Below are 26,339 nucleotides of genomic sequence, written 5' to 3'. Positions count from 1 at the left end.
GGCGCTCGGATCTCGCGTCAGTCGCGACCGCGCCGCCCATCCGGCTGCGTGTCGGCTGCACGTCGGCGCCGGGGCAGCCGCTGAGCACGTCCAATCCAGCGCAGCGCTGAGCGCCGCCACCGGTGGTCTGAGTCAGGCTAGGTGCGGCTATCCACGCGCTGCGCCGCGGCTGAGGGTGGGCAGAGCCGCAGGACGAGCTGCTCCAGCGCGACGGCTTCGGGCAGGCGGCTCGACTTCAGCGCCCGATCCGCCTCTCGCAGCGCCTCGTGCATCTGGGCCAGCCGGGGAAGCGCCAGCCGTTGGGCCTGGCGCTCGAGATCTGCTACGGCGAAGGGGGGCACGCCGGCCTGCGCCGCGAGGCCCGCGTGGGCAGGCCCCCCGCTCGCCGCGAGTTCCTTGACCGACCAGACCTGCCGTAAATGGCGGGCCAGCATCGCCACGATCCGCACGCCCGACTCCCGCGACAAGAGGAGCTGCCTCAAGACAGCCAGGGCCTCACGGCGCCGGCCGTGCCCGACCGCATTGGTCAGCTCGAAAATCGAGCGCTGGCGCGTATCCGCGAGGACCTCCTCGACATCGTCGGCGCTAAGCGCGGCGGCGTCACCGACGTAGAGCGCCACTCGCTCGAGCGCGCTGGCGAGCTGACCCATATCCGTGCCGACGGCCGAGGCGAGACGGTCAGCGGCGTCCGCCTCCAAGCGCACACCGGTCCGCCGCGCCTCCGCCGCCACCCAGGAGGCCGCCTGCCGCTCGCGCAAGGGCTCGAAGCGCTGCAAGACCCCGTGCTTCTTCAGCGCCAGAAAGAACTTGGCCCGCAGATCCGCCTTGTCTGCGAGCAGCAAGAGCACCGCAAAGGGCGACGGGTTCTCGAGGTAGGGAATCAACTGGGCGAGATCTTCCGCCGTCAGCGCGTCGGCCTCGCGGACCTGGACCAGGCGCTGCCCGCCCAACATCGGCACCGTGCGCACGGCTGCCATGATGCCTGACACGCCGGCCTCCTTGGCCCGCAGCGCGTCGAAGTTGAAGCCCTCGAGCGCCCCACCGACGACCGACCGGCGCAACGCGTCGGCGAGGTGGTCGCGCGGATAAGGCTCACCGCAGAGGTAATAGACCGCCGCGCGCTTACCGGCGGCCAGATCGCGCAGCAAGGTCGTATACGCGTCACCTGCAGCAGCCATCGCTCCGCTCCCCAGGCCTCGCCCGCATCATCAGCGCGACGGAGGCAGGCATCGCGCCCCTACTTCGACGGGCGCCGTAACAGCTCGATCGGCACCTCGGCATCGCTCGCGGCCGGGGCCGATCCGCTGCGACCACGGCCGGACGAGGGCCCGCGGGTGGGCCGCTGGCCGACGCCACCCGTGACCCAGGATCCCCCGCTCTCGGCCGAAAGCCGCCGACTTCCCGCGTCCAGCCGCTGACCTGACAAGGTGCCGCGGAGCGACGCTCCGCGCTGGCGCAGGAGCAACGCAATGCGGCGATTGCGCGCGCGGTCCAGCCTCAGCTGGCGAACGCCCTGCCGCCACTGCACGCGGGCGCGATACCACTCGCGCCATTCGCCTTCACGATCAAAGGCAGCAGCAGCGGTCGCGGGCGCCACGCTCCACGCCGCCACGCCGGCCGGCTCGAGATCGAGCGGATCGGCGCCGACCGAGCGCGCGAGACAGACCCAGCCCAGCACGACCAGGGTGAACCACCGCCGCCGGGAAACCTTGCACTCCACTGCAGCTCGTTCGCGCGGTCGCGCCACGGCAACACTCCTACCGCGCGACCAAGGTCCCAGCAAGGTCCCAGCAAGGTTGCCGCGGTGACCCGAGGTCTGCCGCCGCCAGCCCCGCGCGGGCTCCGTGCCCTTGCGCGGGCGCGCAGGGCTCGACGCGAGGCGTCCGTCAGTGGGCGCAGGGCGTACGCTCGAGCGCCGCCACCATCTCAAAATGGTGCGTCTGCGGCAGGGTGTCGAGCGCAAGGACGCTCGTCGTGCGGTAGCCTCGCCGCGCTAGGCCCGCGAGGTCTCGCGCCAGCGTCATCGGGTCGCACGAAACGTAGACGATGCGCTTGCCGCCGAGCTGCGCCAGCGCATCGACGAGCTCGCGTGCCCCTTCACGCGGGGGATCGAGCACGATCAGCGGGAACTTCGCCTGCTGCGCCAGCAGCGCGCTGACGGCTGCGGCGGCAGGCTGCTCGCGCACCTCCAGTTCGGCGCTGATCAGCGCACGGTTGCGCTGCAACAGGGCCACGGCACGTGGCTCGCTCTCGACAGCGAGCAGCGAACCGGGGCGCTCACCGAGGACAGCCGTCAGGTTGCCGCTGCCGGCATAGAGCTCCAGCATTCGGCCACTCGAATCCGCGGCGAGGAGGGCGCGCAGGTGGCCAACGAGCGCATCGTTCTGGCGTGCGTTGGCCTGGGCAAAGCAAGCCGCGCTCGCGCGCAGGCCGCGTCGATCGAGGATGACGTCGGGCTGGCCATAGCTGCGCTCGGCACCACCGTCCTCGCTGACGACGCCTCCGACGACGCCCCCGCCCAGGCAGGCGTCGCCCGGCGGCACCGGGCCGCGCTCGACGCGCAGACTGAAGTGAACGTCCTGCGCGGCTCCGGCGAGGAGCGCCAAGGTGCCGCACGCGGCCCGACCCCGTGCCAGCAGCGAACGCAGGCGCCCCAGCGCCCGACCGAGCTCCGGCACGAGCAGCGGGCAGGTCTCCACGTCGACCAGCTCACGACTGCGCCACGCGCGAAATCCGAGACGGAGTCCATTCGGCCCCCGCTGCCAATGCAGGCGCACCCGCCGCCTGTAGTGCAGCTCGGCGGGCGCCGCTAGGAGGTCGATCGGCACCGGCGCGACGTGACGGAGGGCGGCACTCACGATTGACTGCTTCGCCGCGAGCTGCGCAGAGTAATCCACGTGCTGCCACTGGCAACCGCCGCAATGCCCTGCCAGGCGACAGGGCGGCGCGCGGCGCGCGGGACCGGGCTCCACGACCTCGAGCAGCTCGGCACGCGCCCAGCGCGCATGCTGCCCGTGCACGCGGACCCGCGCGAGATCGCCGGGCGCGCCAAAGGGCACGAAGACCGCGCGGCCCTCCCACCGGCCGACGGCCGCACCGCCGAAGGCGAGGGACGCGAGTCGCAGCGACACCTCTGGCGGCTTTTCTCCCGTCGGCAGCGCTCGCCGAGCCCTCTGCTGCCGACCGCGTGGTGGCGCGCTCACGGAAAGGGCTGCGCGAGGCGGCTGCGCGCCACATCGAAGCGAAACATGCCCACCAGCCGTCCACTGGCCTGCGCGCAGCGGTTCAAGCGCACCGCGCGCGCGTCGACCAGCGCCGTGGAGAAAATCGCAGCCACGGTGTCGTCGAACCCGACGGAGAAGTTCCCAGGAGCGCTCGCCTGCTCGCCTTGCTCGGTGTGCAGGCGGCCGAGCTGGCACAGGTAGAGGCAGGCACCCTGCGTCCCCAAGACCGCCTCGATCTCCGCCCGGGCGCTGCGGTCGTCGAATGCCCCAAGGCAGAGGTGGTCGAGCCTCGCGAGCTCCGTCTCCCCGAGCGTTGGACAAGGCGCCGGCGCTGGCCTGGCGGCGGGCAGCAGGCAGGTGGCCTCACGCGCCGTTCCCGTCGTTGGACGCTCCTCGAGCGCGAAGCTGCCCGCGGTCAAGGCTGCGCGATTCTCCGGACAACGCACGAAGAGATTGAGCCTGAGACGGAGCGCGGTATTGATGTCGGTGCAGCCGGGACAGAGGGCTTCATCGCTGAAGGGGATCGGCTGGCGCGCCATCAGCGACTGAGCCGCCTGCACCGTATCCGCGAGCTGAAGCACCGCGCTATCGACCTCCTCGATATTCCCTGCGGTGTGCTGCAGACGGACGGCGAGCCGGTTTTGACGCTGAGCCGGAGCCCCCTCGGTGTCGATCAGCGGATCGCCGAAAAAGGAATCCACGCCCAGATCGAAGTCCTCCAGCGGGCCGAGCGCCTTGGATCCGCGACAGCTCTCCACCCAGAGCGAGCCGACGACCCAGCCACTACCCGCGCCGCCCCGGGAGCAGCCGCCGCCGCCCAGCAACGCGACCAAGCCCAGGATCACCAACTCGGCGCCTGGACGAGCGCCGCCCTGCGGCCCGCGGAGATCGCGTCGAGGGCGGTTGTCCAGCATGGCCGGAGTATAGGGCAGTGACCTGGAGGCACAAGGCGCAGTGATTGGCGCGAGGGCGGCGCCCGAGGAGGCCGAGCCAGCACCCGCCTCAGGCCGCCGTTGACTCGGCCGCAGCGTGACGATACGAAGTGGAACGCGCTCGCATGGGCGCCACGCCGGAGTGGCGAAACTGGTAGACGCGCGGGACTCAAAATCCCGTTTGCCTTGGCAAGTAAGGGTTCGACTCCCTTCTCCGGCACCCCAAACGGACGCCCGCAGCAGCGGGCCGTCAGCCCGGGAGCGACGATGAAGCGCAAAGACCTGCTGGATCTACAGAGCCTGCCACCAGCGGAGGTCCGCGAGCTCCTCGACCTCACCCACACGGTCAAGCGCGAGCCGCTGCGCTACGGCCAGAGCCTAGCCGGCAAGACGCTGGCGCTGATCTTTCAGAAGGCCTCCACCCGCACGCGAGTCTCTTTCGAGGTCGGCATGTGCCAGCTGGGCGGGCACGCCTTGGTCCTGCCGGCGCAGGACCTCCAGCTTGGCCGCGGCGAGTCGATCGAGGACACGGCGGCCGTCCTTTCGCGCTACGTCGACGGGATCATGGCCCGCGTCCATGCTCACCGCGATCTGATCACGCTGGCGCGCAACGCGACCGTTCCGGTGATCAACGGCCTGAGCGACCTGACCCATCCATGCCAGGCCCTCTGCGATTTCTTCACGATCGAGGAGCGCCTTGGCCGCCTGGCGGGCGTCCGCGTCACCTACCTCGGCGACGGCAACAACGTCGCCCACGCGCTGGCAATGGGCGCCGCCAAGCTGGGCGTCGACCTGACCCTTGCAACGCCGCCGGGCTACGAGCTCAATCCCTCGGCGCTCGCGCAGGCGCAGGCCGAGGCGGCGGCGACGGGCGCCAGCATCACCACGAGCCATGATCCCTATCAGGCCGTGCGCGGCGCGCAGGTCGTCTACACCGACGTCTGGACCTCGATGGGGCAGGAGCGCGAGCGCGAAGCGCGCCTGCGCGACTTCGCTGCCTTTCGCATCGACGCCATTCTCTTCGCGGCCGCAGGCTCCGACGCGCTCTTCATGCACTGCCTGCCGGCACACCGTGGCGAGGAGGTGACCTCCGAGGTCGCGGATCATCCGCGCTCGATCATCTTCGACCAGGCCGAAAACCGTCTACACAGCCAGAAGGCGCTGCTCCTCGCGCTGATGGCCTGATCGGCTCGCCTGATCGCGACTCGCCTGGCGGCTTCGTCTGGCGCCTGCCGCGACCGATCGCGCTGCCGGGAACCCGACGCCCCGCCTCAACGCCCGGTCGGCTGCGCCGGGGGGGGCCACCAGATCCATCCATCCTCTCGCGACAAGGGGAGGCGGTCGGCAGGCACCTCCCACCCCTCCACGGCCCAGAGGTAGCCCGTATAAGCCGCCACGAGGGCATCGAAGCAGTGGTCGTTGCTCAGCACCCCCTCGCGCCAGATCTCGAAGCGCAGGCGGTCAGCGAGCATCTCGAGCATCTCCGCTCGCGCCCGCCAGGTGTCGACGTGGCGCTTGTAACGCTCCGCCTGCCGCGCACCAAAGAGCACATGCAGCGTCGCCTTGGGACAAACCTCGATCAAGTTGGTGTCGAGCGCAAAATGGGGGGCGAGCGCGCGCCGCAGGTGATACGCCCGGGCGGTCAGCGGCCCCGTCCCTTGGCCAAGCGTCTCGCGCGGCACGATGCCCAGCTCACGCGCGAGCAGGAGCTCGCAAGCGCGCTGCGTGTATGGCGTCGTCGACGGCTTGCCACCGGCGATGCTGGCTAGGCCACGGCGGGGTGGCGGCGACATGACCGACGGCAGCGCCGCCACGCCGCCGTGGCGCAACCAGCTCACGGCCGGGTCTGGACACTGTTCGCGTCCTGGGCAGCAGTCGCGGTGACAGCGCAGGCACGCAGGCAGCGTGAGCGGAGCGTCGAGCGCCAGCACGGCCCGGGCCTTGCGTTGGCGGATGAAGGCCAAGAGCGGCTCATCGTAGAAGGGCGTCCCACTTCCATCCCGCAAGCCGACGAAGCCGGCTCGAGCAACGAGCCCGTCGCGCTCCAGCACGGCGACGGCCGTGTTCTTGCCCTTGCCTCCGCCGAGGTCAACGCCGATAAAAGTGTCATAGTCACGCGGTGGCATGGCATCGTTCGCCGTCGGCGCACCGACCGGCTGGCGGCACTCTAGCAGGGATTGCAGGCGGCCACAGCGCTCCCGCAGCGCGCCCTGCCCTCGCGGGGCGAGGCAGCTGACGCCAGCGCCGTCCCAATCGCGCGGGGTGCAGCGTTTTGGAGGACGAGATGGCCGACCCTAGGAATCGCGCACCGGCGCCACCGCCACCGCCAAGCTCGCCCCGGCGGCGCGGCGAGGAACGCCACGCCTTCCGCGTCGCAATCGACGTCAAGTGCTCGAGCTGGGAGCGCTTTCACCAGCTCTTCTCGCTCAACATCGCTCGTTCTGGGCTCTTCGTACCCACCGAGCGCGCCGCCCAGCTAGACGAAGCGGTTGAGCTGCGTCTGCGAGCACCCGACGGCAGCGTCCTCTCACTGCACGGCCGGGTCCGGCACACGCTGCCAGCAGCGCCCCACCGTCCGGCGGGCCTCGGGGTTGAGCTCTCCGGGGTCGCCGAGCTAGATCGCGCCCGTTATCAGGAGCTCGTCCAGCGCGCGGCGACGGCCAACGCCGTCTATCCGGACTCCACGCCGAGCGCCCCGGCGCCGAGCCGCGGCGACGCGGCAGAGGCGAAGGCGCAAGCAGCGGAGCGCTCGCTCCCGGCCCCAGAGGCCGACCCTGGCGGCCCAGCGAGCCCCTCCGCTCGTGGCTCAGGCGCACGACCCTCCCCGCCCGCAGCGGCTGTGGCGCCCCGCGCCACGCCCGCGCCGCCGCAGGGGCGCCCCGCGGCCCGCGCCGCGCCCCTCGTCGCGATCGATCTGGGCACCTCTCGTTCGAGCGTCGCAGCGGTGGTCGGCCGCACCGTCAGCCTCGTGCGACTGCCCGACGGCGGCTGGGACTCCCCTTCGGTCGTCGGCTTCGCCGAGGACGGAGCCGTGATCGTCGGCCACGGCGCCCGGCAGCTCCTGGCGACGGATCCCCGCCGCGCACTCGGTTCTCCCAAGCGCCTGCTCGGCCGGCTCTACGACGAGAGCGCGTTGGCACCCTACCTCGCCACCCTGGCCATTCCGCACGCACGTGGCCCCGCTGGCGAGATCCAGATCCACGTCGACCGGACCGCGTACAGCATCGAGCAGCTCTGCGCGACCTTGATCCACCGACTCAAGCAGGCGGCCGAGGCCTTCCTTGGGCACGCCATCGCCGAGGTCGTGCTCTCTGCGCCCGTGGGCTTCGACGAGTGCCGTTACGAGGCGCTGCGCGAGGCGGCACGCATCGCCGGTCTGCGCGTGAGCGAGTTTGTCGATGAGCCGACCGCGGCCGCCCTGACCCACCGTTTCGACCAGGATTTCCGTGGCCTCGTCGCGGTCTACGACTATGGCGGCGGCACCTTCGACTTCTCGATTGTGGATGCAAGCGCCGCCGACGTGCACGTCGTCGCCACGGCGGGGGACACCTGGCTCGGTGGCGACGACTTCGACGCCGCGCTGGCGGGGGCGGCGGCCGATGACTTCTGGCGCCAGCACCGGATCGAGCTACGACACCAGGCCGTGCAATGGCAACGGCTGCTCTTCGCGGCCGAGCGCGCCAAACGAGAGCTCTCGACCCACGACGAGACCGTCGTCCGCGTCCCCGACGTGGCCCTGCGCCAGCAAGGCACGATCGGCTTGGAGTTTACGGTGACCCGCGCGCGCTTCGCCGAGCTGTCGCGGGAGATCGTCGAGCGCTCGTTCGAGACCTGTACGCAGGCGCTCGAGCTGAGCGACGTCAGCGCGCGCGACCTCAACGCGATCTACCTCTCGGGCGGCACCACCTACATTCCGGCGGTGCGGGAGGCGGTCGCCCGCTTCTTTGGCAAGCAACCACGGGCCGCCGTGCCCCCCGAGCGTGCCGTCGTCACCGGCGCCGCCATCTACGCCGCATTGCTGCGCAGCGGCGCGATTCAGAGCTAGCCGCCCGAATCAACCTCCGGTCGCGCCAGCGCCAGTCGGGTCGTCCGCACCGAGGTCCTCCGCGACGGACGGGTCAGGCAGACCCCTCGCCGCCTGCGGTGCACGCCGCCGAAATGGCCGGCGCGGGTCGAGTCGCCCCCGCGCGCCGTCGAGCTCGGCCGAGCCCCGGTCCCGGAGATACTCGAGAAAGACGCGCGCCGCGTGCAGCTCGGCACTCGGCAGGATCTCGACGAGCGCAGCCAGGCCCTGTCTCAGCTCGCTGACCGTTGCCGCACGCCGGGGCCCGGCGTCGCGCAGCGCGGGCGGCGGTAAGGGCGGGGGATCGTCGTCCCAGGGGCAGGGCGGATCCGGCTCGAGTCTCTGCTCGGCGAACCAAGCGCGAATGTGCGCGTGCAGCAGCGCGCCCCGCCAGGCGAACCAGCGCTCGCGCTCGGCGGGGTGGTCGAGCAGCGCGTCCTTGAAACGGCGAAACGCGCCGCGTCCGTCGGTGGCGATCAACAATTGGTCGCGCAGCGCCTGGTCGGCCACGGTGGCGACGAACGCATCCATCCACTCGTACTGCGTCCGCGACGACGCCGGCTGAAGCTGTAAAAATCCCTCGGCGCCTGCGGCGATGCGCCGCCGCGTCGCTTCGTCCTCCGGCGCCCCGTCGACGACGACCAGCACCGCCCCGCTCTGGCGATCGAGGTAGCTGTGCAGGCCGGGCGCGTTGCGCTCGCAGGCCGTCTCGACGTCCGACCAGCAGACCCGGATCTTCTCTTTCAGGGGCATCGACTTGCTGTCCACAGTACGCTCACGATACGTTCCCCCTGGCGCCCCCGCAACCGCGGCGCCCGCTCAAGGTGCTCTCGTTCCCAGCGTTGACAGCTGGTCCGACCTGCCTATAATACGCGCGCGGTGGGGGACGGCGATCGGGATCTTGCCGACCCCGTCCGCTTTCGTGGTTATTCGCTGCATCGGCTCGTTGGCTTATCGGCTCATGGCTACGTGCGTAGGCCTTACGTTCGTAGGCGTTGCCCTCGCAGGCGTTGCCCTCGTCATTGGGGCCGCGTTGTTCGGGCCGCGTTGTTCGGGCTGAGCTGTTCGGGCTGAGCAGCGGCCCAGGTCGAGGCCCCGAGCCATCCTCGAGGCCCTGACTACCTCGTGTTTCGCGATCGGAGAGCACCCGCGTGGCCCGCATTACCGTAGAAGACTGCCTAGCCCATGTCGAAAACCGCTTCGCCCTGGTCGTGCTGGCCTCCGAGCGCGCCCGCCAGCTGAGCAAAGGGGCGCGTCCCCTGATCGAATGCGAGAACAAGCCGGCAGTCACGGCGCTCCGCGAGATCGCCGCGGGCAAGGTGCGCTTCAACGAAAACGTGCGCCAGGTGGTCCTCGACTACATCGACGAAATGAAGCGAATCGACCGCCGACTGTGAGCGAGCGTGGACGCGCGCAGGCCGCACGTGGGGCCCGCGAGCTCCTCCCACGCCGTCCCCCGGAACCTGCCTAGACCACGCGCGCGAGCACTAACTTGAGGTAGCGCCCCTCGGGAAACCCGCTCAGCACCGGGTAGTCCGCCGGTTGACCCAAGCGCTCCACGATGATCAGCTTGCGGCCGGCCTCGTGCGCCCCCCAGCCAAGCGCTCGCTCGAGCTCCTCGATCGAGAGCTTGGTCGCGTTGCACGCCGCCAGCAGTAGACCGCCGCTCTCGATCACCCCCACAGCCGCGGCCGCCAGCTCCGCATAGTCCTTGTACGCGGTGAAGGCGCGACCCTTGGCGGTCGAAAAGGTCGGCGGATCGACGATCACGAGATCGAAGCTCCGCTTTCGCGCGGCGCAGCGGGCCAGCGTGGCAAAGGTATCGCCCGTAACGAACTCATAGGGCGGCGCGCTGCTGTCGACGCCGTTGAGCGCCAGGTTGCGTCGCGCGCCGGCGTGCGCGCGCGGCGCGCTGTCGACACTGAGCACCGAGCGCGCCCCATGCAGCGCCGCGACCACGGAGAAGGCCCCCGTGTAGGAGAAGCAGTTGATCACTCGGCGCCCTGCGGCCAGACGCGCCACCGCCTCGCGCCCGCCGCGCATGTCGATGAAGAGGCCCGTGCTCCGCGGCGCACCAACGTCGACGGCGAAGCGCCCGCGCCCCTCCTCGACGACCACCTCGGGCGGCGCCGCATCGCCCCAGACCAGCTCGGCGCCCGGTCGCGCAGCACCGGCAGGGATGGGCTGGTACCGCCGCTGCAGGTAAATCGCCGCCGGCTCCCAGCAGCGCTGCAACGCCGCCCAAAGCAAGGGCTCATAGCGCTCGGCGACGATGCTGTAGCTCGTCACCACCAGATAGGACCCATAGCGGTCGACGTTGATCGCCGGCAGACCCTCGCTGTCGCCATTGAGCACCCGCAGCGCCGAGCGCGGGTTGACATCGAGCGCACAGCGGCGCCAGGCCGCCGCCTGATCGATGACTCGCTGCACACCCGCGGCGTCGAGCCGTGCCTCGGGTTCGCGGGAAAAAACGCGCAGCACCAGGGGACCGCTCGGATCGAAGAGGGCGCGCGCCACGAAGTTACCCATCGCGTCGACCAGCGTGAAGGGCGTCCCCGGCGGCGCGTCGAGCCTCCGACCGCGCAGAAACTCATCGAAGACCCAGGGATGGCCCTCGGCCACGCGCTCCGCGATCTCGCGCGGCAGGCGCACGGTGTGGTCGCGCCGTTGGGGTTCTCGACTCGACACGCGCTTTCTATCCAGTGGGCTGCCTCGCTGCATGGCGCGCATGCTAGCCCTTTCGCTCGCCGCCGACTAGCCGGCAGAAGCGCTCGGCCTCGCAAGCCGTGGGGCGCTGGCCCCTTGTTTGCGTCGGCCGCCTGCTTGTTTCTATAATCGGCCCCACACTGACGATCCTCGCGAGCCCCGCTGCGCCGGACTCGAAGGTGCGGTGCCGCCTCGGCGCGGTCCGTCCCGACCAGCGGCGCTGCGAGTTCGTGGCACTTGAGGCAGAGCATGAGCCGCATTGGCGAGTTACTGGTCCGCGAAAACCTCATCTCCCCCAAGGAACTCGACGAGGCGCGCAAGGAGTCAGCCAAGACCGGCGGACGCCTCGGCTATAGCCTGACCAAACTGGGCTACATCGCCGAAAACGACCTCACCAACTTCCTCAGCAAGCAGTACGGCGTCCCCTCGATCAACCTCGGCGAGTTCGAGATCGATCAGGACGTGATTGCGCTGATCCCCAAGGACGTCGCGCTCAAGCATCGCTGCCTCCCGGTCAGTCGCGCCGGCGGCGCCCTGATCGTCGCGATGGCCGACCCCTCCAACATCTTCGCGATCGACGACCTCAAGTTCCTCACGGGCTACAACGTCGACGTCGTCGTCGCGGCCGAGGCCGCGATCGACGAGTCGATCGCCCGCTACTACGAGAACGTCAAGTACGAAGAGGTGATGGAGGGCTTCGACGAGACCGAGATCGACTTCAGCGAAGACGGTGACGAGAACGTCGCCGTCGTCGATCTCGAGCGCGCCTCGGAGGAGGCGCCCGTCGTCCGGCTGGTCAACCTGATCCTGATCAACGCGATCAAGAAGGGCGCCAGCGACATCCATATCGAGCCCTATGAGAAGAAGCTACGCGTGCGCTACCGCGTCGACGGCGTGCTCCAGGAGGAGATGAACCCGCCGATGAAGCTGCGCAACGCCCTGGTCTCGCGGCTGAAAATCATGAGCCAGCTCGACATCGCCGAGCGCCGCCTGCCCCAGGACGGCCGCATCAAGCTCAAGCTCGGCAAGGGCCGCGAGATGGACTACCGCGTCTCCGTCCTGCCGACGATGTTCGGCGAGAAGGTCGTGCTGCGCTTGCTGGACAAGGCCAACCTGCAGCTCGATATGGCCAAGCTCGGCTTCGACCCCGAGCCCCTGACCCGCTTTCTCACCGCGATTCACTCGCCCTACGGCATGGTCCTCGTCACGGGGCCGACGGGGTCCGGCAAGACGACCACGCTCTACTCAGCCCTCTCCGATCTCAACAAGGCGACGACCAACATCTCCACGGCCGAGGATCCGATCGAGTACAATCTACCCGGCATCAACCAGGTGCAGATGCACGATGACATCGGCCTCAACTTCGCCACGGCGCTGCGCTCGTTCCTGCGTCAGGATCCCGACATCATCATGGTCGGCGAGATTCGCGACTTCGAGACCGCCGAGATTGGCGTCAAGGCCGCGCTGACCGGCCACTTGGTGCTCTCCACCCTCCACACCAACGACTCGCCCTCGACGATCCAGCGCATGCTCAACATGGGCATCGAGCCCTTCCTCGTCACGGCGTCCGTCAACCTGATCCTGGCGCAGCGGCTTGCACGCAAGGTCTGCTTCGACTGCAAGGCCGAGGTGCCCAACACGCCCCAGGTGTTGATCGACATGGGGATGCCGCCGGAGCAGGCAGCGTCGGTGCAGCTGATGAAGGGCGCCGGCTGCCGCACCTGCAACAACACCGGCTACAAGGGTCGCGTCGCGCTCTACGAGGTGATGACGATGTCCAACGAGCTGCGCGAGCTGATCCAGCAGGGGGCACCGACCGCGGAGCTCAAAATCGAGGCGATTCGCCTCGGGATGCAGTCGCTGCGCATGTCGGGGCTGAAGAAGATCGGCGAGGGGATGACCACCCCGGAGGAGATCTTGCGCGTCACTGCGCCCGATTGAGGGGGCGCTGCGGTCGGCGCCTGGTCGCCGCCGATCGCAACGGCCCCTCGTGGCTCCAACATCAGCCGGGCGCGACGACGTCGTCGCCTCCGCGCTTTCCTCCAGCAAGGCGGTTGAAGACGAAATGGCGAGCCTCCATCAATTGCTCAAAGCAATGATCGACAAGGGGGCCTCGGACCTCCACGTCACGACCGGATCGCCGCCGCAGCTGCGCATCGACGGCATGCTCGTTCCCTTGCGCGTGCCGCCCTTGACGCCGATCGACACCAAGCAGCTCTGCTACAGCATCCTGACCGACTCGCAGAAGGTCCAGTTCGAGGAGAACCTCGAGCTCGACCTCTCGTTCGGCGTCAAGAACATGGCGCGCTTTCGCGCCAACGTCTTCATGCAGCGGGGAGCCGTGGCCGGCGCCTTCCGCATCATCCCCTTCAAGGTGATGTCCGTCTCGCAACTCGGCTTGCCGCCCGTCGTCGCCGATCTCTGCGCGAAGCCACGGGGACTGGTCCTGGTTACCGGTCCCACCGGCTCCGGAAAATCCACCACCTTGGCGGCGATGATCGATCGGATCAACACGGAGCGCCGTGAGCACATCATGACGATCGAGGATCCGATCGAGTACCTGCACCCGCATAAGGGCTGCATCCTCAATCAGCGGGAGGTCGGATCGGATACCAAGAGCTTCACCCGCGCGCTCAAGTACATCCTGCGCCAAGATCCCGATGTCGTGATGATCGGCGAGATGCGCGATCTCGAGACCGTCGAGGCCGCCCTGGTGACGGCGGAAACCGGGCACCTGGCCTTCGCCACGCTGCACACCAACTCCTGTGCACAGACGATCAACCGCATCATCGACGTCTTCCCGCCGCACCAACAGTCGCAGGTGCGCGCGCAGCTCAGCTTCGTCCTGGAGGGCATCGTCTCGCAGACGCTGATGCCGAAGGTCGGCGGCGGTCGCGTGCTGGCCGTCGAGGTGCTGATCCCCACGCCGGCGATCCGCAACCTGATTCGCGAGGACAAGATCCATCAGCTCTACTCGCAGATGCAGATCGCGCAGGGGAAGTATCAGATGCAGACGATGAATCAGTCGCTCGGACACCTCGTCGCGCGCCGGCTAATCACGATGGAGGACGCCCTCGCGCGCAGCTCCGATCCCGACGAGTTGACGACGATCATCGCCAACGCCGGCAAGGGTGGGCCGTCGCCTGGGGGCCAGCACCGGCCGCCGCAGCGCCCCGCCTGAGAGCGCGGCGCCAAGCGCCCAGCGGGGCCCAGCGCCGCTGGAGCCTTCGGGGGCGTCCTTGACAGCACCCGCGGCCCCAGGCTAAGAACCCGTCGGCTGGTCGGCCGTCGGGTTTAGTGACCGAGCGGTTGAAGTGACCGAGCGGTTGAAGTGACCGAGCGGTTGAAGTGACCGAGCGGTTCAGTATCGGGGCGTAGCGCAGTCTGGTAGCGCGTTCGGTTCGGGACCGAAAGGCCGGAGGTTCGAATCCTCTCGCCCCGACTTCTTGTCTCAAGTTTCTCGGCTGGGGCTCCTCGCCTCAAGCAACCTCTTCCGCGCGTCGCACTCTGCTATTCGCCGCGGGCCTCAGCGGCGCGCCGCCGCATCGTGCTCAGCGTCGCCCGGTAGTCGGGAGTGCGCAGCACCCCGGTGCCGGAGACCAGCACGTTGGCCCCCGCCCTTACCACCTCGGCGAGGTTCTCCGCGTCGATGCCGCCATCGACCTCGATATCGGGCGTCGCTGCCGCTGGCGTGCCGCCCTGCGCCAACATGCGCTTGAGCTCCACCAGGCGCCCCAAGGTCGCCGGAATGAAGGCCTGCCCGCCAAAACCCGGGTTGACCGACATCAAGAGCACCTGGTCGACCTGGTCCAGCACCCAGCGCACACTCTCCAGCGCTGTCGCTGGATTGAGCGCCACCCCTGCCCTCTTTCCGAGTCCGCGAATGAGCTGCAGCGTGCGGTGCAGGTGGGTACAGGCCTCGACATGGACCGTCAACACATCCGCGCCCGCAGCGGCGAATTCGGTCAGCAGCCGCTCAGGCTGCTCGATCATCAGATGCACGTCGAGGGGTAAGCGCGTCGCCCGTCGAAGGGCCGCGATGACCGGGGGACCGATCGTCAGATTCGGCACGAATCGCCCGTCCATCACGTCGACGTGGATGTAGTCGGCGCCAGCGCGCTCGAGCGCCTCGACCTCCGCGGCAAGCCGTCCGAAGTCGGCGGAGAGGATCGATGGTGCGAGGATAATCTGGTTCATCAACTTCCCTCACGCCGGCGCCAACGCGCCAGGTAGAAGCCGTCAGTGCCGTGCTCGTGCGGCCAGAGCCGGGCCTCGGCACCGTCGGCCACGCGAGCGAGGGGATCCTCCGTCAGCGCCGCGGGCTCGAGGAACGCCAGCGTCGCGTCGGCCCAGCGGCGCTGCTGCGGTCCCTCGGCGGCGCTGACGGTGCAAACCGCATAGACCAACAGCCCTCCCGGCCGCAAGAGCCGCGCCGCGCCGCGCAGCAAAGCCCGTTGCAGCGCGACCAGCTCCTCCACCGCCTCGGGGCGCCAGCGCCACTTCAGCTCGGGATGCCGCCTGAGGACGCCCAATCCGCTGCAGGGGGCATCGACGAGCACCCGGTCGAAGATCGCCCCGCCGTCAAGGTCCTGGGCGCTGGTGATATCGACGCGACGCGTGGCGCAGCGCAGGCCAAGTCGCAGCGCATGTTCGCGCAGCAGCTCGAGCTTCCGCTCGCTGACGTCGCAGGCGAGCAAGCCCTCCGCGCCGCTGCCATCCGCGCGGGTCATCTGCTGAGCGAGCTGCAGCGCCTTGCCGCCCAGACCCGCGCAGGCATCGAGCACCGCCTCGCCCGGACGTGCCCCGACGGCCAACCCAACGAGCTGTGCGGCCTCATCCTGCGCCGTCCACAGACCGCCCAGGTAGGAGGCGCTGGCGAAGGGCGCGCTGAGGTGCTCGATCGAGAGCGCCAGCGGTGACCAGCGACCGCGAGCCACCGTCGCGCCCTCGGCCGCCAGAGCCTGCTCAACCCGGTCGAGCGAGGCGCGCCGATCGTTGATACGCAGCACCAGCGGCGGACGCTCGAGCGAGCTGAGGGCCAGCCGCTCCGCCACCTCGAGGCCGAGCTCGGCGACCCATTGGTCGGCCAACGCGTCGGGAAGCGAGCCGTCGACGACCAACCGCTCGAGTGGATCGGCCGCGGGCGCGGGCAAGCGCTCGGTGCGCGCCGCGAGCCGACGTAGCACGGCGTTGACGAAGCCCGCCTGTCGCGGTCCCCGCAGGGTCTTGACGGTGCGTACCGCCGCGTCCACCACGGCGTAGTCGGGGATGCGATCGAGCAGCGCGAGCTGGTACACCGCGAGCCGCAGCACGTCGAGCACGTCGGCGTCGATTCGCGCGACCGGCTGCCGGGTCAGCGGGCCGAGCGCCGCGTCGAGCCGCCGCTGCTGGCGCAGGACCCCATAGACGAGCTCGGTGGCCAGCGCGCGATCAGCCGCACCGAGCGCCGGGGCACGGTCGAAGGCGGCGGCCAGGGCGAGGTTCGAGTAGGCCTGATCGCGGCGCACGCGACGCAGGACCTGACGGGCCAGCTCGCGGGCATCGATCAGTCGAGGCGACAAGTGAATAACCCCACCACGCGCAGCGATCAGACGAAACAGGCGCCAACGGGCAGGGCATGGCCCGCGGCGTAGGCCTTGGGCGTCATCCGGCGGCCGCCGGCGGCTTGCAGCTCGCCAACCCAGATCGCGCCCTCGCCGCAGGCCACCAGCACCCCGCGGTCGTCGACGGCGAGGATCTGCCCCGGCGTCGTCGCGGTCAGCGGTGCGGCTGAACTCCGAGAGCGATAGAGCTTGAGCGGGCGCCCGTCGAGGGTGCTGCTAGCAGCCGGCCAGGGATCCATCCCGCGCACCCGGCGATCGACGAGCGCCGCCTCGCACCGCCAGTCGACGCGCCCATCTTCCTTGCGCAGCATCGGCGCGGCGCTGGCCAAGGCCGCGTCCTGCGGCTGCGCGGCCAACAGACCCTGCGCCCAGGGCGTCAGCGTTCGCAGCAAAAGGTCGGCGCCGAGCGGCGCCAGGCGATCGTGGAGGCTGCCGGCCGTTTCGTCCGGCCGCAGGTCGATCGCCTCGCGCGCAAGCACCGCCCCGGTGTCGATCCCCTCATCCATCAACATGATCGTCACGCCGGACCGTGGCTCGCCGTTGAGTACGGCCCGGTTGATCGGCGCCGCCCCGCGATAGGCCGGTAGCAATGAGGCATGCACATTGATGCAACCCACTCGCGGCAGCGCCAGCAGCTCGGGCGAGAGAATCTGGCCGAAGGCCGCGACCACGAAGACGTCGGCCTCGAGCGCCGCCAAGGCCGCCAGCGCCTCGGCGCTGCGCACGCGTCGTGGCTGGAGCAGTGGCAGCCCGAGTTGCCCTGCCGCCTGCTTCACCGCCGGCGCGGCCAGGGCGCGCCCCCGACCCCGCGGCCGATCCGGCTGCGTGACGACAGCCGCGACCTCATGCGGCGCCGCCAGCGCGCGCAGCGAGGGCACGGCGAAGTCGGGCGATCCCATGAAGACCACCCGCAAGCGCTCCGGGCTCGGCGGCGAGACTGCCATCGGCGGACACGCTACCAGCTCCAAGCCATGCCGGCGAGCCGCAATCCAGCGCCGCAATCCAGCGCCGCAATCCAGCGCCGCAATCCAGCGCCGCAATCCAGCGCCTCCGACGACCCCGGCGGGTCCGCGACTCCCACCGCAAGGACAATGCCCGCGGCGCGCGTCATGGCGGCCGCCTCTGCTGGGTGCGGAGGCCCGGCCGCAACGGCCCGAGCGGGGCCCCTGTTGGACATGCTCGCCACTCGGAGGGTCAGGTTCGAAGCGCGCCCAGGTCGAAGGCTCGGCGGTCGAAGGCCCACGCAAAGCCTCAGCGGCGGCGCCACTAGCCGCCGCGCGGCAACCGTAGCCAAAACCCTCCGGCCCCCTCGGCATGGGCCCCTCGGCATGGGCCCCTCGGCTCGCGGCGCTCTGTCTTGCGAGGGCCCCCGGGGGCCGGTTCGGTGGCTAGCGCCGAGGTGCGGAACCGCCTCGGCGCGCAGTCACCCGCTCTCGTCTGCGCGAGACGATCACGATCGACAGAATGATCGCAGCCCACCACGCTGGCCCTCCCAGCCCCGCGGCGCAAGGGCCCGTGGCGCATCCTCCGCCGCATCCACCCGCGGACTCGTTCCCCCCGGCGCCCCGCTCGGGGTCTCCGTCCCCCGCCCCACCGTCGACGCTCGTCTGCCCACCGGCGGCCGCGGGCGCCTGCGCGACGGTGAGGGTGCGTCGGGCCTCCTTGCCGCTGGCGAGCTCCTGAACCTGGAGCGTCCACGATCCCGCAGGATCATTGCGCGCCAGGTCAAGGGGCAGCGACAAGCGCCCGTCCTTGGCGCCGTAGTAGCCGCTGAACTCGGCGGGGCTCCCCTGTGGGTCGAGGAGCTGCACCCGAAGCGGCACGATGGCCTCGATGGGTTGGCCCGCGGCGTCTACCACGGCGACCTGCACGGTCAGCGTCTCTCCGGCGGTGACCTTCGCCGGCGCGGCGATCGTAAGGGCATCGATCTTCGACGGCGTGATCATCAGCAGTCTGCCCCCGCCGGGCCCGAGCGACGCCGGGATCTGCAGCGCCGAGTCGGCCACACTCGCTGGCTGCGCCAAGTGCGTGACCAGATCGTAGACGTAGCCGCCGGAGCGGGCCACGCGCAGCGTCGCCGTGGCCGAGAGCCCCTTCTCCATCACCAAGCCGTGGTGGCCGACGTAGTCGCCGAAGGTACGGGAATCGTTGATCGCGAACAGATAGTCGGCGTCCCGATAGCGGCGCGCGTGCACGACGACATCTGGGTTCGAGGAGTCGGCATAGCGCGCGACGGCCTTTTTCAGCGCTTCTCTCAAGACCCCCGCCTCCCGCTGCAGCGCCGCCTTATCCTGATCGGCCCTGCCGCTACGGGTCACGCTCCTAAGGCGGACATCGGCGGTCAGAGCCGGGCAAAGGTGCTCATCTGCCACCAACAGACCGCCCCGGGCACGAAACGCCACGATCTTGGAATATACGCTCCTGGTCAAGACGTCCGCATTGGGCGCGACCAACACGTCGACTGAATCGAGCGCGCCGTCGACGATGGACTGGTCGAAGACGATCCGAGGCTGCAGCTGCGCGTACTGCAGCACCAGGTGCGCGTCGGCCTCCCAGCTGTTGCTGTAGCCCCAGGTACCCCGCTGGGCGAAGACCTGAGAGGCAAAGCTCTGCAGCAGCGCCACCCTGCTCGGGGCCGCGGGAACCTGGAGCAGGGTGGGACCCAGCGGAACCACGACCTCCCGTATCAGCTCCCGAAGGACGTCGCGCGTTTCCGCCTGCGTATAGGTGTAGGCGCCAGTCTGCCCGGGAACCAGTGAGCCCCAGCCATGGTACATGATGCCCCTGACCGGTCGGGATATCTTGCTCCAGAAGGCCTCTCGCAGCTGGTCTGGTGCGATCGTGATGAAGCGCACGGTCTCCGGATCCGGGTGCTGTTGTTCCCATGCCGCGCGGTCTTCCGCTCGGTCGGGGAGCGTCGGCGCCGTCTGCGACCGGTACCAGATGATCTGGGTCATCTTCATCACGCCCTGACCGCTGCTGCCCTCGGCCATCGCGAAGAGCTCATCCGTCGCCTGGGCGATCTTCAGCGGATCGGGATAGGTGTAGGTCCACTGTGAGATGACATCGACCGAGCCGCCGCTGCCCCAGATATTGGGTGCGCGCACGGCGGGGTCGTAGAAAGTGAAGAGCTCTGTGCCCGTCGACCTGATTCCGGCGTCGACCTGCGAGTGCAGCGGGTTCCAACCGTCGCCGACTGTCCAGAACCAGCGGTAGAAGGTCAGGATCGGGTCTTCGTCGGCGATCACGCGGTTCGATGGAAAGCCCGCGATGTCCTGGTAGCGCACGCCCGTCTTCTGGCTCACCTGGGACGGTATCGGAAAGCCGGCGTGCCTACTGAAGGCATCCTTGTCGTATTTGCTGAACGAAACGCTGGAGGAGTCCGCCATCTCGGTGTTGATCAGGAGCGCCTGCAGCGCGGGATGGGCGCTCTGCCCCTGCGCCAACGACGCACCCACGTTCCAGGCGAAGGTCTGGGCCTCGGGTAGGGCGGCGTTGGCACCCACTTCGTCGTAGGGCCTGCCGTCTCTATCGACCCGCTTCACAGCCGCCCTGATCGCCTCGGGCGCGGTGTAGTTGAGCCAGTAGCCTGGGCTGAGATCGGTAACCACGCCGATCCCCTTGGCCAGGTGCTGGTCCAGCACCGCGGTCTCGTTGGCGACGCGGGTCGGCTGTGGCGCACCCGCGTCCCAGACAGCCTGGTAGTCGACCAGCGCGGGGCCGAAGCTGTGGGTGAAGCCGAGCTCCGCCACGGCGTCGAGGTCACCCGAGCCCCAAAGGATCACCGGCATCACGCCCGCCAAGGGCCGGGCCACGATCTGCAGCGCGTGAGAGATCTCTTCGCTGACGGACTGCTCGTTGGCGCGCGCGGAGGTTCGCAGCGCCAGCTGATAGCTTCCCGGCCGCAGCGAAGTGTCGATCGGCACGCTGAGCGAATGCGAGCCCGTGCTCGTCAGGTCAGGAAGAACGAAGACCTTCCGAATCGGGCCGAGCGCGAGCTCGAGCTTGACCTCCGTCAACACCAGGGACGGGTCTCCGAACTCCGCCGCCACCACGAACTCCAGCGAAGCGTTGCCCTCCATGCGCCGATATACCGAGCGTTGGCCAGCGGCGACCTTGGTGACCAATCTGTCGTGGTGAAAAGACAGCGCGTGGCGGCTGACACGCACCTGGTCCAGAGTGCCCGGAAAGCCGACATAACAGCTGCCCACGCGGTCACCGACGACGAGGCCGTAGCGGGCTGGAGAGAGCGCCGCTCGGCCCGCATGGCTGGTCTTCGGGCCTTCGACGCCGTCCAGATAGAACCGCCCCACACCGTGGCCATCGTAGCTGAAGGCCAGGTGATGCCAGGTGCCGGGCTCCAGCCTGCTCGCGGACCCGAGGAATGACTCCGAGTCGGCTCCGTAGCCGAGCATGGCGGTCGGTATCCAAGTCTCCCGGTCGCGCGCCAGAAAGAAAGCGTAGCCGTGATTGGCCTCAGGCAGCTGGCTTTCGTAGTGGTAGTACTTGTTGTCGAGGATCATCGCCGTGGTGGCCGCTTCAGCGTCGGCGCCTGGTGCGAGCGCGAACCAGGCTTCCAGCGTGAACGCGCCGGCGGGGGTCAAGCGGGCGTCGAGGGCGGCCTGGGCCCCCTGCGGCCGATCCTTGCTGCAGCTCGCTGCAATGCCTGCGAGGCCCGATCCGAAGCGACCCTCGTCGACGATGCGGCCCTCCCCTCGCAGCTGCAGGGCATGGCCGTGGCCCGACACATCGGCGAGCGGGGCGTCGTCGTCGAATTGCCAAAGAGCGACCACGTCGTCCCCGCTAGCGTTGGTGCCGGCATAAGGCTGGCGCCACGGAGCGGTCGACGATTGGCTAACCGTATGGCTAACCGTATCGACGGGCTTGGTCCAGGGCCCGGGCCCGACCTCCGGTCCACCACAGCCGCCAAGCAGCGGCGCTGAAACACAGGCCAGCGAAAGCAGCTGGAAGTGGTAACCGACAGATCGCACGGGGAAGCCCCCTCTCAAGCAGCTTCAATCGGGAAGAAGCTCGCACCATCGCACGCGGCCCACGGTGGATGTGCTTCCAGCGCAAGCACGATCCGCACCAGCCTCGAGGTGGACCCGCGGAGCGATGCCCTGTACCGGCGCACAGCCAAACACATCGCCTCTCCGTTGATTAATCGCGGCCCAAGCGAGGTGTGGAGCCTCGTCCCGAGGGCAACGAAAGCGGAAACGCGGCCATGGTGCTGCGATGGGTGGGCTTCGCGACGCAAACCTCGGGCCGCAGTCCCTTGGCTGCCGACGGGAGCGAGCGATCAAGGGGCTGCCAAGACGCCCCGCGGCGGGGTCGGATGGCTCCACGATGGGGTCAGCCCGCCTCGGCATGCTGAGCTGGTGCGCGCAGGGCGAGCAGATGCTGAGCAGCGGGGCGCCGGCAGCGGCCAAGGCGTTCGACGCACTTCATGGCGTTGGACCCGACCCCTAGCGTCACGCCCTTTCGCGGACCGCCAATCGCTGCCCGATCCTCCGCTGCTGCGACCGAAGCTCAAGGGCGCTAGCGCGGCCCGGCAAGCGAGTCCTCGCGCGGGTCAGTGCTCGGCACTTCGCGCGCGCTGACCTTGAGGCGCGCGGATGAGAGCGCGTAGCCGTCGCCGTCGGTCCGGCGCGCGGCTTGCTTGCCAGCTTGCGCCGAGGGGTGTCAGTCGCTGGGAACGACCGCCTTTCACCCGTGGAGAAAGAAAGACGCAATGAGAAGCCCCGGGGCGGCCCCACTAATCCCCTACGGCCCCAGAGCCGCATCAAGACGCCAAGAGGAGGGTTCGCCTTGAAGAGCTCAACCGTTGGGATGCACCCGTTCGTAGCCGGCATCGCCGTCGCGGCCGCAGCGCTTTGCGCCTGCGGCGAGTCCTATCGCGAAATCCCACTCGAACGGGGGCCTTTTGGCTGGTTGGGGGACGGGGGGCTCGCCTTTCCGTCCGAGCCAGGCGCTGGCGGTGGCGAGGACCCACTGCACCCCAGCGATGTGCTCTATCAATGCAGCCGAAGCGCCTCTCGCATTGACCTCACGCCGGGGCGAGCGCTGCGATCGGTGATTGCGCTGTCCTTGGATTGCGAGGGTCAGCCCTACGCCCGATCGGCATTGGCGCTGGGCCCCGCCTACCGCACCGCACGCCTCGACGGCGCGCTCGCGCTGGTCAATATCGCCGAGACCTCGTCCGTCGACTTCATCGCCGACCTCTCCGACGCAGCGCCCTACCTGGGTGCGGTGCATCGGGTGGACCCGCTGCTCCACCCCCTCAGGTACGCGTCTCATGCGTCCGATCGGGACCCGTGGCTGGACCCGTGGCTGGGCCCGTGGCTCAGCTGGGGCAGCCCCCTCGAATGGACCCTCACTGCCGAGGACTTCTCGGCCACCGGGCCGTGTATCAGCGCGCAAATCAGCGGTACGACTGAGATCTACCGCGCTTCCCGAAATGAGGTCTGCGCTGTCCACGGCACGCTGATCCTCGCGCCTTGGCCCATCCTCCAGGCCGGCGGCGCGGCTGGCGATGACCCTGCCGCCGGCGCCGACGCGGGCGTTGCAGCGGGCGCTGACGCAGCCCATCGACCCTGCGCTGCGGACGAACGCGCCAGCGTCGTGAGCGAGGGCCGAAGCGAAGCGACGGCGCGACAACAGGGAGAGGAGGGCGAGAACGGCAACGGGCGAGGGCCGGCGCGCTGCCGCGGTGTCCACCGGCCGTGGCACGCCGACCACGCGCGATGAGGAGAGCTGGGCGACCAGCGTTCCGTGGCTCGGGCGCGCTGCCGGTCGATTGCGACCCGCGACCGCTGAGCGAAGCGCTGCGCTCGGCGTGCGAGGCGTCGAGCGCGTTGTCAGGACGAGCAGTTTTCCCGGGAGGATCCGATGAGACCTAAGCTGACGGTCGTGCTGATTGGGCTGGTCTTGGCCTTGCCGTGCTCCGCCTACGCGGTGCGGGTGAGCCTCTCCGTCGACGCGCCCATCCCGGCCGAGGCCTTGGAGCGCGCCCTAGCGCTGCGCGGTGTGACCGTGGTGGCCCAGCCCGAAGCGGCCCTCTGGCACGTACGCCTCAGCCATAGCGCGGACGACTCGGGCGGCGCGCTGCTCCTCGATCTCCGCCACCGCCACGGATCGTCGCGCTCAGTACGAATCCTGCCGAGCTCGGACCTGGCCGGCGAGCTCCTCGTGCGCAACCTGGCGCTGATTGTCGCGGAGAGCACCTCGCCCAGCTCCACGCCGAGCGCTGATGTTCCCGCGCCCTCCCCCGCTGCGGCGGCGCCTATGCCGACAGTTGACGCCATCCCGGCGCCGACCGCAGCGACGCTCGTGAGCACAAGTGAGCCTCCGAGTCGGCCCACGCCGTGGCGCGTCGGAGCAACCACCGAAGGCGGCTTTCTCGACCTGCCGGCCCTCCGCATCGGCGCGATGCTCCTCGGCGGCTACCAGGCGGGGCGTTGGAGCTTCGACCTCGGCGCCGGCGGCTTCGTCGGGGTCAATGGGGGAGCGCGGACGGCCTCCTCCGGCGGTACCGCGGCGGCCTATGCTCGCGCGGTCCTACCCGGCTCCGGCTTCGTCGGCCGGCTGGCCCTCGGCTTTGATTTGTGGCGACGGCCGGGTCTGACCCTCGCGTTCGGCTGCGCTGCCGAAGCCGAGCTGAGCAAGCCGATCGTGCTGGTCGACAATGCAGCGCCGCTGACCGAGACCGCCGCGGCTGCGAATATCTTGCCCTGGCTCGAGGCCCGCATGGGCACCGGCCGACTGCGTCCGATCGTGCGAGTCGGCTGGCGCCAGCCCCTGGTCCCCGCGCACGTCGCCTTTCGCGTCGACTCCGACGCCTCCGGACCGGTGAACCTCTATGGGGAAGCTGACTTCAGCGTCAGGGGCACGTTGGTTGTGGCCGTCGGCGCCCTCTTCGGCGGTCGATGACGGAGGCACGCCTGCTGCGGCGGGCCCAGGCCGGAGATCGCGGGGCGTTGGACCGACTGCTGCGGCAGGAGCTGCGGGCGGTGCGCCAGGCCGCCTGGCGTGTGCTGGGCGCCGACAGCGAGCTCGATGACGTGACGCAGAAGGCGCTGATCGAGGCCGTGCGATCGTTGCAGACCTTTCGCGGTGACTGTCGGTTTCGCACCTGGCTGACTCGCATCGCTATTCGCGTCGCCTGGACGCACCTTCGCGCGCGCAGCAAGATCATCCCGCTCACCCCCGCGATCGAGGAGGCGCAGCACTCCGACCGCGGTCATGCCCGCACCGAGGCACATAGCGAGCTCTGCCGTTTGCAGCGCTGCCTGAATCAGCTTCCGCCCGAGCAGCGCGTCGTGTTCACGTTGCGCGACCTCGAGGGCTACACGACCGGCGAGATCGCGCGACTGCTCGAGATCCCGGAGGGTACCGTGAGCACGCGCCTGCGCACGGCCCGCTTGCGCATTCGCGAGCACCTCTCGGCGCCTGTCGCTCTGCCGCAACCGCGACAACCGGCTGCCCTGCAACGCCTCGAGAGCAACGCTGGGAGGCATGCATGACCGACTCACGTCCTTCGGGCCGACCAGACGTCGACGCGCTCTTCGAGCGGGCTGCTGGCCACTTGGACGCCGCCGCGGGGACGCGCCTCGACTCGCGCCGCGGGCCGCGCGGGGAAGAAGACGCGGAGTTTCTGCTCCTCTGTCGTGCGCTTGAGCAAGCGCGCGCGCAGCCCGCGCCGGCGACGCTAACGCGCAGACGGGCGAACCTGTTGATCGGGCGCGCCTGCGACGAGCTGGTACCCGCGCGCGTGCCACGTCGCTGGGCGCCGGCGATCGCGCTGCTGGTGGCCTCGGTGGTCGGCGTGACTCTCGCGAGCCGTGCGTTGTGGACCTCGCTGCAGCGACACCAGCCTCGAAGCGAGGAGCAGCGGCTAGCCGTTGCCCTTGGCGGGGCCGCTCGTCCGGCCAGGCGGCTCGCTGTTCGGGAGCAACGCGCGGTGATTGCCGAGGGAGCGCGCTCCCTGGGCTTTGCGCTGGGCCACAGCGTACGCGTGGCCTTCCGCGCGAACGCTCGGATCGCCGTCATCCACAGCAGCGCCAAGAAAAAGCGCATCGCCGTCGAGCAGGGCGTCGCCGTGGTGGCCGTGCATGGCCGGGCGCTCGACGAAGTGGTTCGCGTGGAAACGCCGGCTGGCGCCGTTCATGTCACAGGAACCGTCTTCTTCGTTGCCGTGGACGGAGAGAGCACGCGCGTGGGGGTGCAGGAGGGCGCAACCCGCTTCGTGCTACCTAGCGGGGAAGCACATGCCATCCAGGCGGGTCAGCAGCTCCGGATCAGCGGTGGCCGGATCTCTCTCAGCGCCCTGCGCCGTGACGACCACGCGCTCTTCGCCTCCTTCCCCGAGCTAACGAGCCGAGCGCCTGGCCCGGGGCGGACACGAGCAACCCAGGGCAGAACCACTCCTGCCAACTCCTCGCCCTCAACCAGCGCCGAGGCGGTGCCTGCGGACGCGCCGGCGGTGGCGGGTGAGCTCTATCTGCAATCCGAGCTGGCCCTGGCCCAGCACCGGCCCAAGGATGCCGCCGCGCGGCTCGAGGCGCTGATCGCGCGCTTTCCCGAGACCCCGTGGGCCCAGCTGGCCCTCTTCGACCTGGCTCGCCTGCGCGAGACTGAGCTCGCCGACCCCGACGGCGCCACGCGGGCCTACCAACGCTATCTCGAGCTGGGTGCCAAAGCGCCCTTGCATCGTGAAGCCCGACACGCGCTCGATCGCCTGCGGGCGAGGCCTGTCAACGCTCCGCCAAGCTCTTCCCCGGAGAACTTTGTCGGCGGCCGCTCGCCGTAGCCC

The 26,339-nt window shown here is 69.7% G+C and carries 20 protein-coding genes and 2 tRNA genes; 11 read left to right on the top strand and 11 right to left on the bottom strand.

The window, feature by feature from the left end; translation table 11 throughout:
• Nucleotides 1-137: 137 nt before the first annotated feature.
• From holA to IPL40_15770, 4 genes are all read right to left on the bottom strand, one after another.
• Nucleotides 138-1,178: a DNA polymerase III subunit delta gene (holA, locus tag IPL40_15785; GenBank protein MBK8482599.1), complete on the bottom strand. Its 1,041-nt coding sequence runs from the start codon at nt 1,176-1,178 to the stop codon at nt 138-140.
• A gap of 59 nt (nt 1,179-1,237) precedes the next feature.
• A complete protein-coding gene (locus IPL40_15780) occupies nt 1,238-1,720 on the bottom strand; it encodes a hypothetical protein (GenBank protein MBK8482598.1) in 483 nt (160 codons plus the stop codon).
• A 166-nt stretch (nt 1,721-1,886) separates the two neighbouring features.
• Nucleotides 1,887-3,131, bottom strand: a complete 1,245-nt coding sequence (locus tag IPL40_15775; GenBank protein MBK8482597.1) for a class I SAM-dependent RNA methyltransferase — start codon at nt 3,129-3,131, stop codon at nt 1,887-1,889.
• 68 nt (nt 3,132-3,199) lie between these two features.
• Complete coding sequence (locus IPL40_15770) at nt 3,200-4,069, bottom strand: hypothetical protein (protein MBK8482596.1); 870 nt, start codon at nt 4,067-4,069, stop codon at nt 3,200-3,202.
• A 223-nt stretch (nt 4,070-4,292) separates the two neighbouring features.
• On the opposite strand from IPL40_15770, the gene IPL40_15765 reads away from it, so the two are divergent.
• A tRNA-Leu gene (locus tag IPL40_15765) sits at nt 4,293-4,376 on the top strand.
• 47 nt (nt 4,377-4,423) lie between these two features.
• On the top strand, nt 4,424-5,341 hold the full coding sequence (argF, locus tag IPL40_15760) for an ornithine carbamoyltransferase (protein ID MBK8482595.1): 918 nt from the start codon (nt 4,424-4,426) through the stop codon (nt 5,339-5,341).
• A gap of 86 nt (nt 5,342-5,427) precedes the next feature.
• Here the strand turns inward: argF and IPL40_15755 are convergent, their stop codons facing one another.
• Nucleotides 5,428-6,282 carry a DUF429 domain-containing protein gene (locus tag IPL40_15755; GenBank protein MBK8482594.1) on the bottom strand — a complete coding sequence of 285 codons (855 nt, stop codon included), beginning with the start codon at nt 6,280-6,282 and terminating at the stop codon, nt 5,428-5,430.
• Nucleotides 6,283-6,440: 158 nt separating this feature from the next.
• Between IPL40_15755 and IPL40_15750 the strand changes: the two genes are divergently transcribed.
• Nucleotides 6,441-8,201: an Hsp70 family protein gene (locus IPL40_15750; protein ID MBK8482593.1), complete on the top strand. Its 1,761-nt coding sequence runs from the start codon at nt 6,441-6,443 to the stop codon at nt 8,199-8,201.
• A gap of 9 nt (nt 8,202-8,210) precedes the next feature.
• On the opposite strand, the gene IPL40_15745 is transcribed toward IPL40_15750, so the two are convergent.
• Nucleotides 8,211-8,972, bottom strand: coding sequence for a hypothetical protein (locus IPL40_15745; GenBank protein ID MBK8482592.1), 762 nt, complete (start codon nt 8,970-8,972; stop codon nt 8,211-8,213).
• Nucleotides 8,973-9,370: 398 nt separating this feature from the next.
• On the opposite strand from IPL40_15745, the gene IPL40_15740 reads away from it, so the two are divergent.
• Nucleotides 9,371-9,616 carry a DNA-directed RNA polymerase subunit omega gene (locus IPL40_15740; protein MBK8482591.1) on the top strand — a complete coding sequence of 82 codons (246 nt, stop codon included), beginning with the start codon at nt 9,371-9,373 and terminating at the stop codon, nt 9,614-9,616.
• Nucleotides 9,617-9,686: 70 nt separating this feature from the next.
• Here the strand turns inward: IPL40_15740 and IPL40_15735 are convergent, their stop codons facing one another.
• Nucleotides 9,687-10,907, bottom strand: coding sequence for a class I SAM-dependent rRNA methyltransferase (locus IPL40_15735; GenBank protein ID MBK8482590.1), 1,221 nt, complete (start codon nt 10,905-10,907; stop codon nt 9,687-9,689).
• 267 nt (nt 10,908-11,174) lie between these two features.
• On the opposite strand from IPL40_15735, the gene pilB reads away from it, so the two are divergent.
• From pilB to IPL40_15720, 3 genes are all read left to right on the top strand, one after another.
• Nucleotides 11,175-12,866 carry a type IV-A pilus assembly ATPase PilB gene (pilB, locus tag IPL40_15730; protein MBK8482589.1) on the top strand — a complete coding sequence of 564 codons (1,692 nt, stop codon included), beginning with the start codon at nt 11,175-11,177 and terminating at the stop codon, nt 12,864-12,866.
• A 124-nt stretch (nt 12,867-12,990) separates the two neighbouring features.
• Nucleotides 12,991-14,106: a type IV pilus twitching motility protein PilT gene (locus tag IPL40_15725; GenBank protein MBK8482588.1), complete on the top strand. Its 1,116-nt coding sequence runs from the start codon at nt 12,991-12,993 to the stop codon at nt 14,104-14,106.
• A 187-nt stretch (nt 14,107-14,293) separates the two neighbouring features.
• Nucleotides 14,294-14,367 (top strand) — tRNA-Pro (locus tag IPL40_15720).
• 68 nt (nt 14,368-14,435) lie between these two features.
• Here the strand turns inward: IPL40_15720 and IPL40_15715 are convergent.
• From IPL40_15715 to IPL40_15700, 4 genes are all read right to left on the bottom strand, one after another.
• Nucleotides 14,436-15,122, bottom strand: coding sequence for a ribulose-phosphate 3-epimerase (locus IPL40_15715; protein ID MBK8482587.1), 687 nt, complete (start codon nt 15,120-15,122; stop codon nt 14,436-14,438).
• Nucleotides 15,122-16,486, bottom strand: coding sequence for a 16S rRNA (cytosine(967)-C(5))-methyltransferase RsmB (gene rsmB / locus IPL40_15710; GenBank protein ID MBK8482586.1), 1,365 nt, complete (start codon nt 16,484-16,486; stop codon nt 15,122-15,124). The genes IPL40_15715 and rsmB overlap by 1 nt, the downstream gene beginning before the upstream one ends.
• Before the next feature lie 26 nt (nt 16,487-16,512).
• The gene (locus IPL40_15705) at nt 16,513-17,442 is read right to left on the bottom strand and encodes a methionyl-tRNA formyltransferase (protein MBK8482585.1); all 930 of its coding nucleotides are present in this window, start codon (nt 17,440-17,442) and stop codon (nt 16,513-16,515) included.
• Between the two features lie 474 nt (nt 17,443-17,916).
• Nucleotides 17,917-21,519 carry a hypothetical protein gene (locus IPL40_15700; GenBank protein ID MBK8482584.1) on the bottom strand — a complete coding sequence of 1,201 codons (3,603 nt, stop codon included), beginning with the start codon at nt 21,517-21,519 and terminating at the stop codon, nt 17,917-17,919.
• A gap of 817 nt (nt 21,520-22,336) precedes the next feature.
• Here IPL40_15700 and IPL40_15695 point away from each other — a divergent pair.
• From IPL40_15695 to IPL40_15680, 4 genes are all read left to right on the top strand, one after another.
• Nucleotides 22,337-23,275: a hypothetical protein gene (locus tag IPL40_15695; GenBank protein MBK8482583.1), complete on the top strand. Its 939-nt coding sequence runs from the start codon at nt 22,337-22,339 to the stop codon at nt 23,273-23,275.
• 141 nt (nt 23,276-23,416) lie between these two features.
• On the top strand, nt 23,417-24,457 hold the full coding sequence (locus IPL40_15690; GenBank protein MBK8482582.1) for a hypothetical protein: 1,041 nt from the start codon (nt 23,417-23,419) through the stop codon (nt 24,455-24,457).
• The gene (locus tag IPL40_15685; GenBank protein MBK8482581.1) at nt 24,454-25,050 is read left to right on the top strand and encodes an RNA polymerase sigma factor; all 597 of its coding nucleotides are present in this window, start codon (nt 24,454-24,456) and stop codon (nt 25,048-25,050) included. The genes IPL40_15690 and IPL40_15685 overlap by 4 nt, the downstream gene beginning before the upstream one ends.
• Complete coding sequence (locus IPL40_15680; GenBank protein MBK8482580.1) at nt 25,047-26,336, top strand: FecR domain-containing protein; 1,290 nt, start codon at nt 25,047-25,049, stop codon at nt 26,334-26,336. Before IPL40_15685 ends, IPL40_15680 begins: the two co-directional genes overlap by 4 nt.
• Nucleotides 26,337-26,339: the final 3 nt, after the last annotated feature.

It is taken from the genome of Pseudomonadota bacterium (genome assembly GCA_016711215.1).
Classification (GTDB): Bacteria; Myxococcota_A; Polyangia.
The sequence above is the reverse complement of the archived record's forward strand: the minus strand, read 5'-3'. Positions and strand labels throughout refer to the sequence as shown.

Coding starts and splice junctions, on each gene's coding strand:
- holA (MBK8482599.1), bottom strand. CDS start 1,178: ATGGCTGCTGCAGGTGACGCGTATACGACCTTGCTGCGCGATCTGGCC.
- argF (MBK8482595.1), top strand. CDS start 4,424: ATGAAGCGCAAAGACCTGCTGGATCTACAGAGCCTGCCACCAGCGGAG.
- IPL40_15755 (MBK8482594.1), bottom strand. CDS start 6,282: ATGCCACCGCGTGACTATGACACTTTTATCGGCGTTGACCTCGGCGGA.
- IPL40_15750 (MBK8482593.1), top strand. CDS start 6,441: ATGGCCGACCCTAGGAATCGCGCACCGGCGCCACCGCCACCGCCAAGC.
- IPL40_15745 (MBK8482592.1), bottom strand. CDS start 8,972: ATGCCCCTGAAAGAGAAGATCCGGGTCTGCTGGTCGGACGTCGAGACG.
- pilB (MBK8482589.1), top strand. CDS start 11,175: ATGAGCCGCATTGGCGAGTTACTGGTCCGCGAAAACCTCATCTCCCCC.
- IPL40_15725 (MBK8482588.1), top strand. CDS start 12,991: ATGGCGAGCCTCCATCAATTGCTCAAAGCAATGATCGACAAGGGGGCC.
- IPL40_15715 (MBK8482587.1), bottom strand. CDS start 15,122: ATGAACCAGATTATCCTCGCACCATCGATCCTCTCCGCCGACTTCGGA.
- IPL40_15690 (MBK8482582.1), top strand. CDS start 23,417: ATGAGACCTAAGCTGACGGTCGTGCTGATTGGGCTGGTCTTGGCCTTG.
- IPL40_15685 (MBK8482581.1), top strand. CDS start 24,454: ATGACGGAGGCACGCCTGCTGCGGCGGGCCCAGGCCGGAGATCGCGGG.
- IPL40_15680 (MBK8482580.1), top strand. CDS start 25,047: ATGACCGACTCACGTCCTTCGGGCCGACCAGACGTCGACGCGCTCTTC.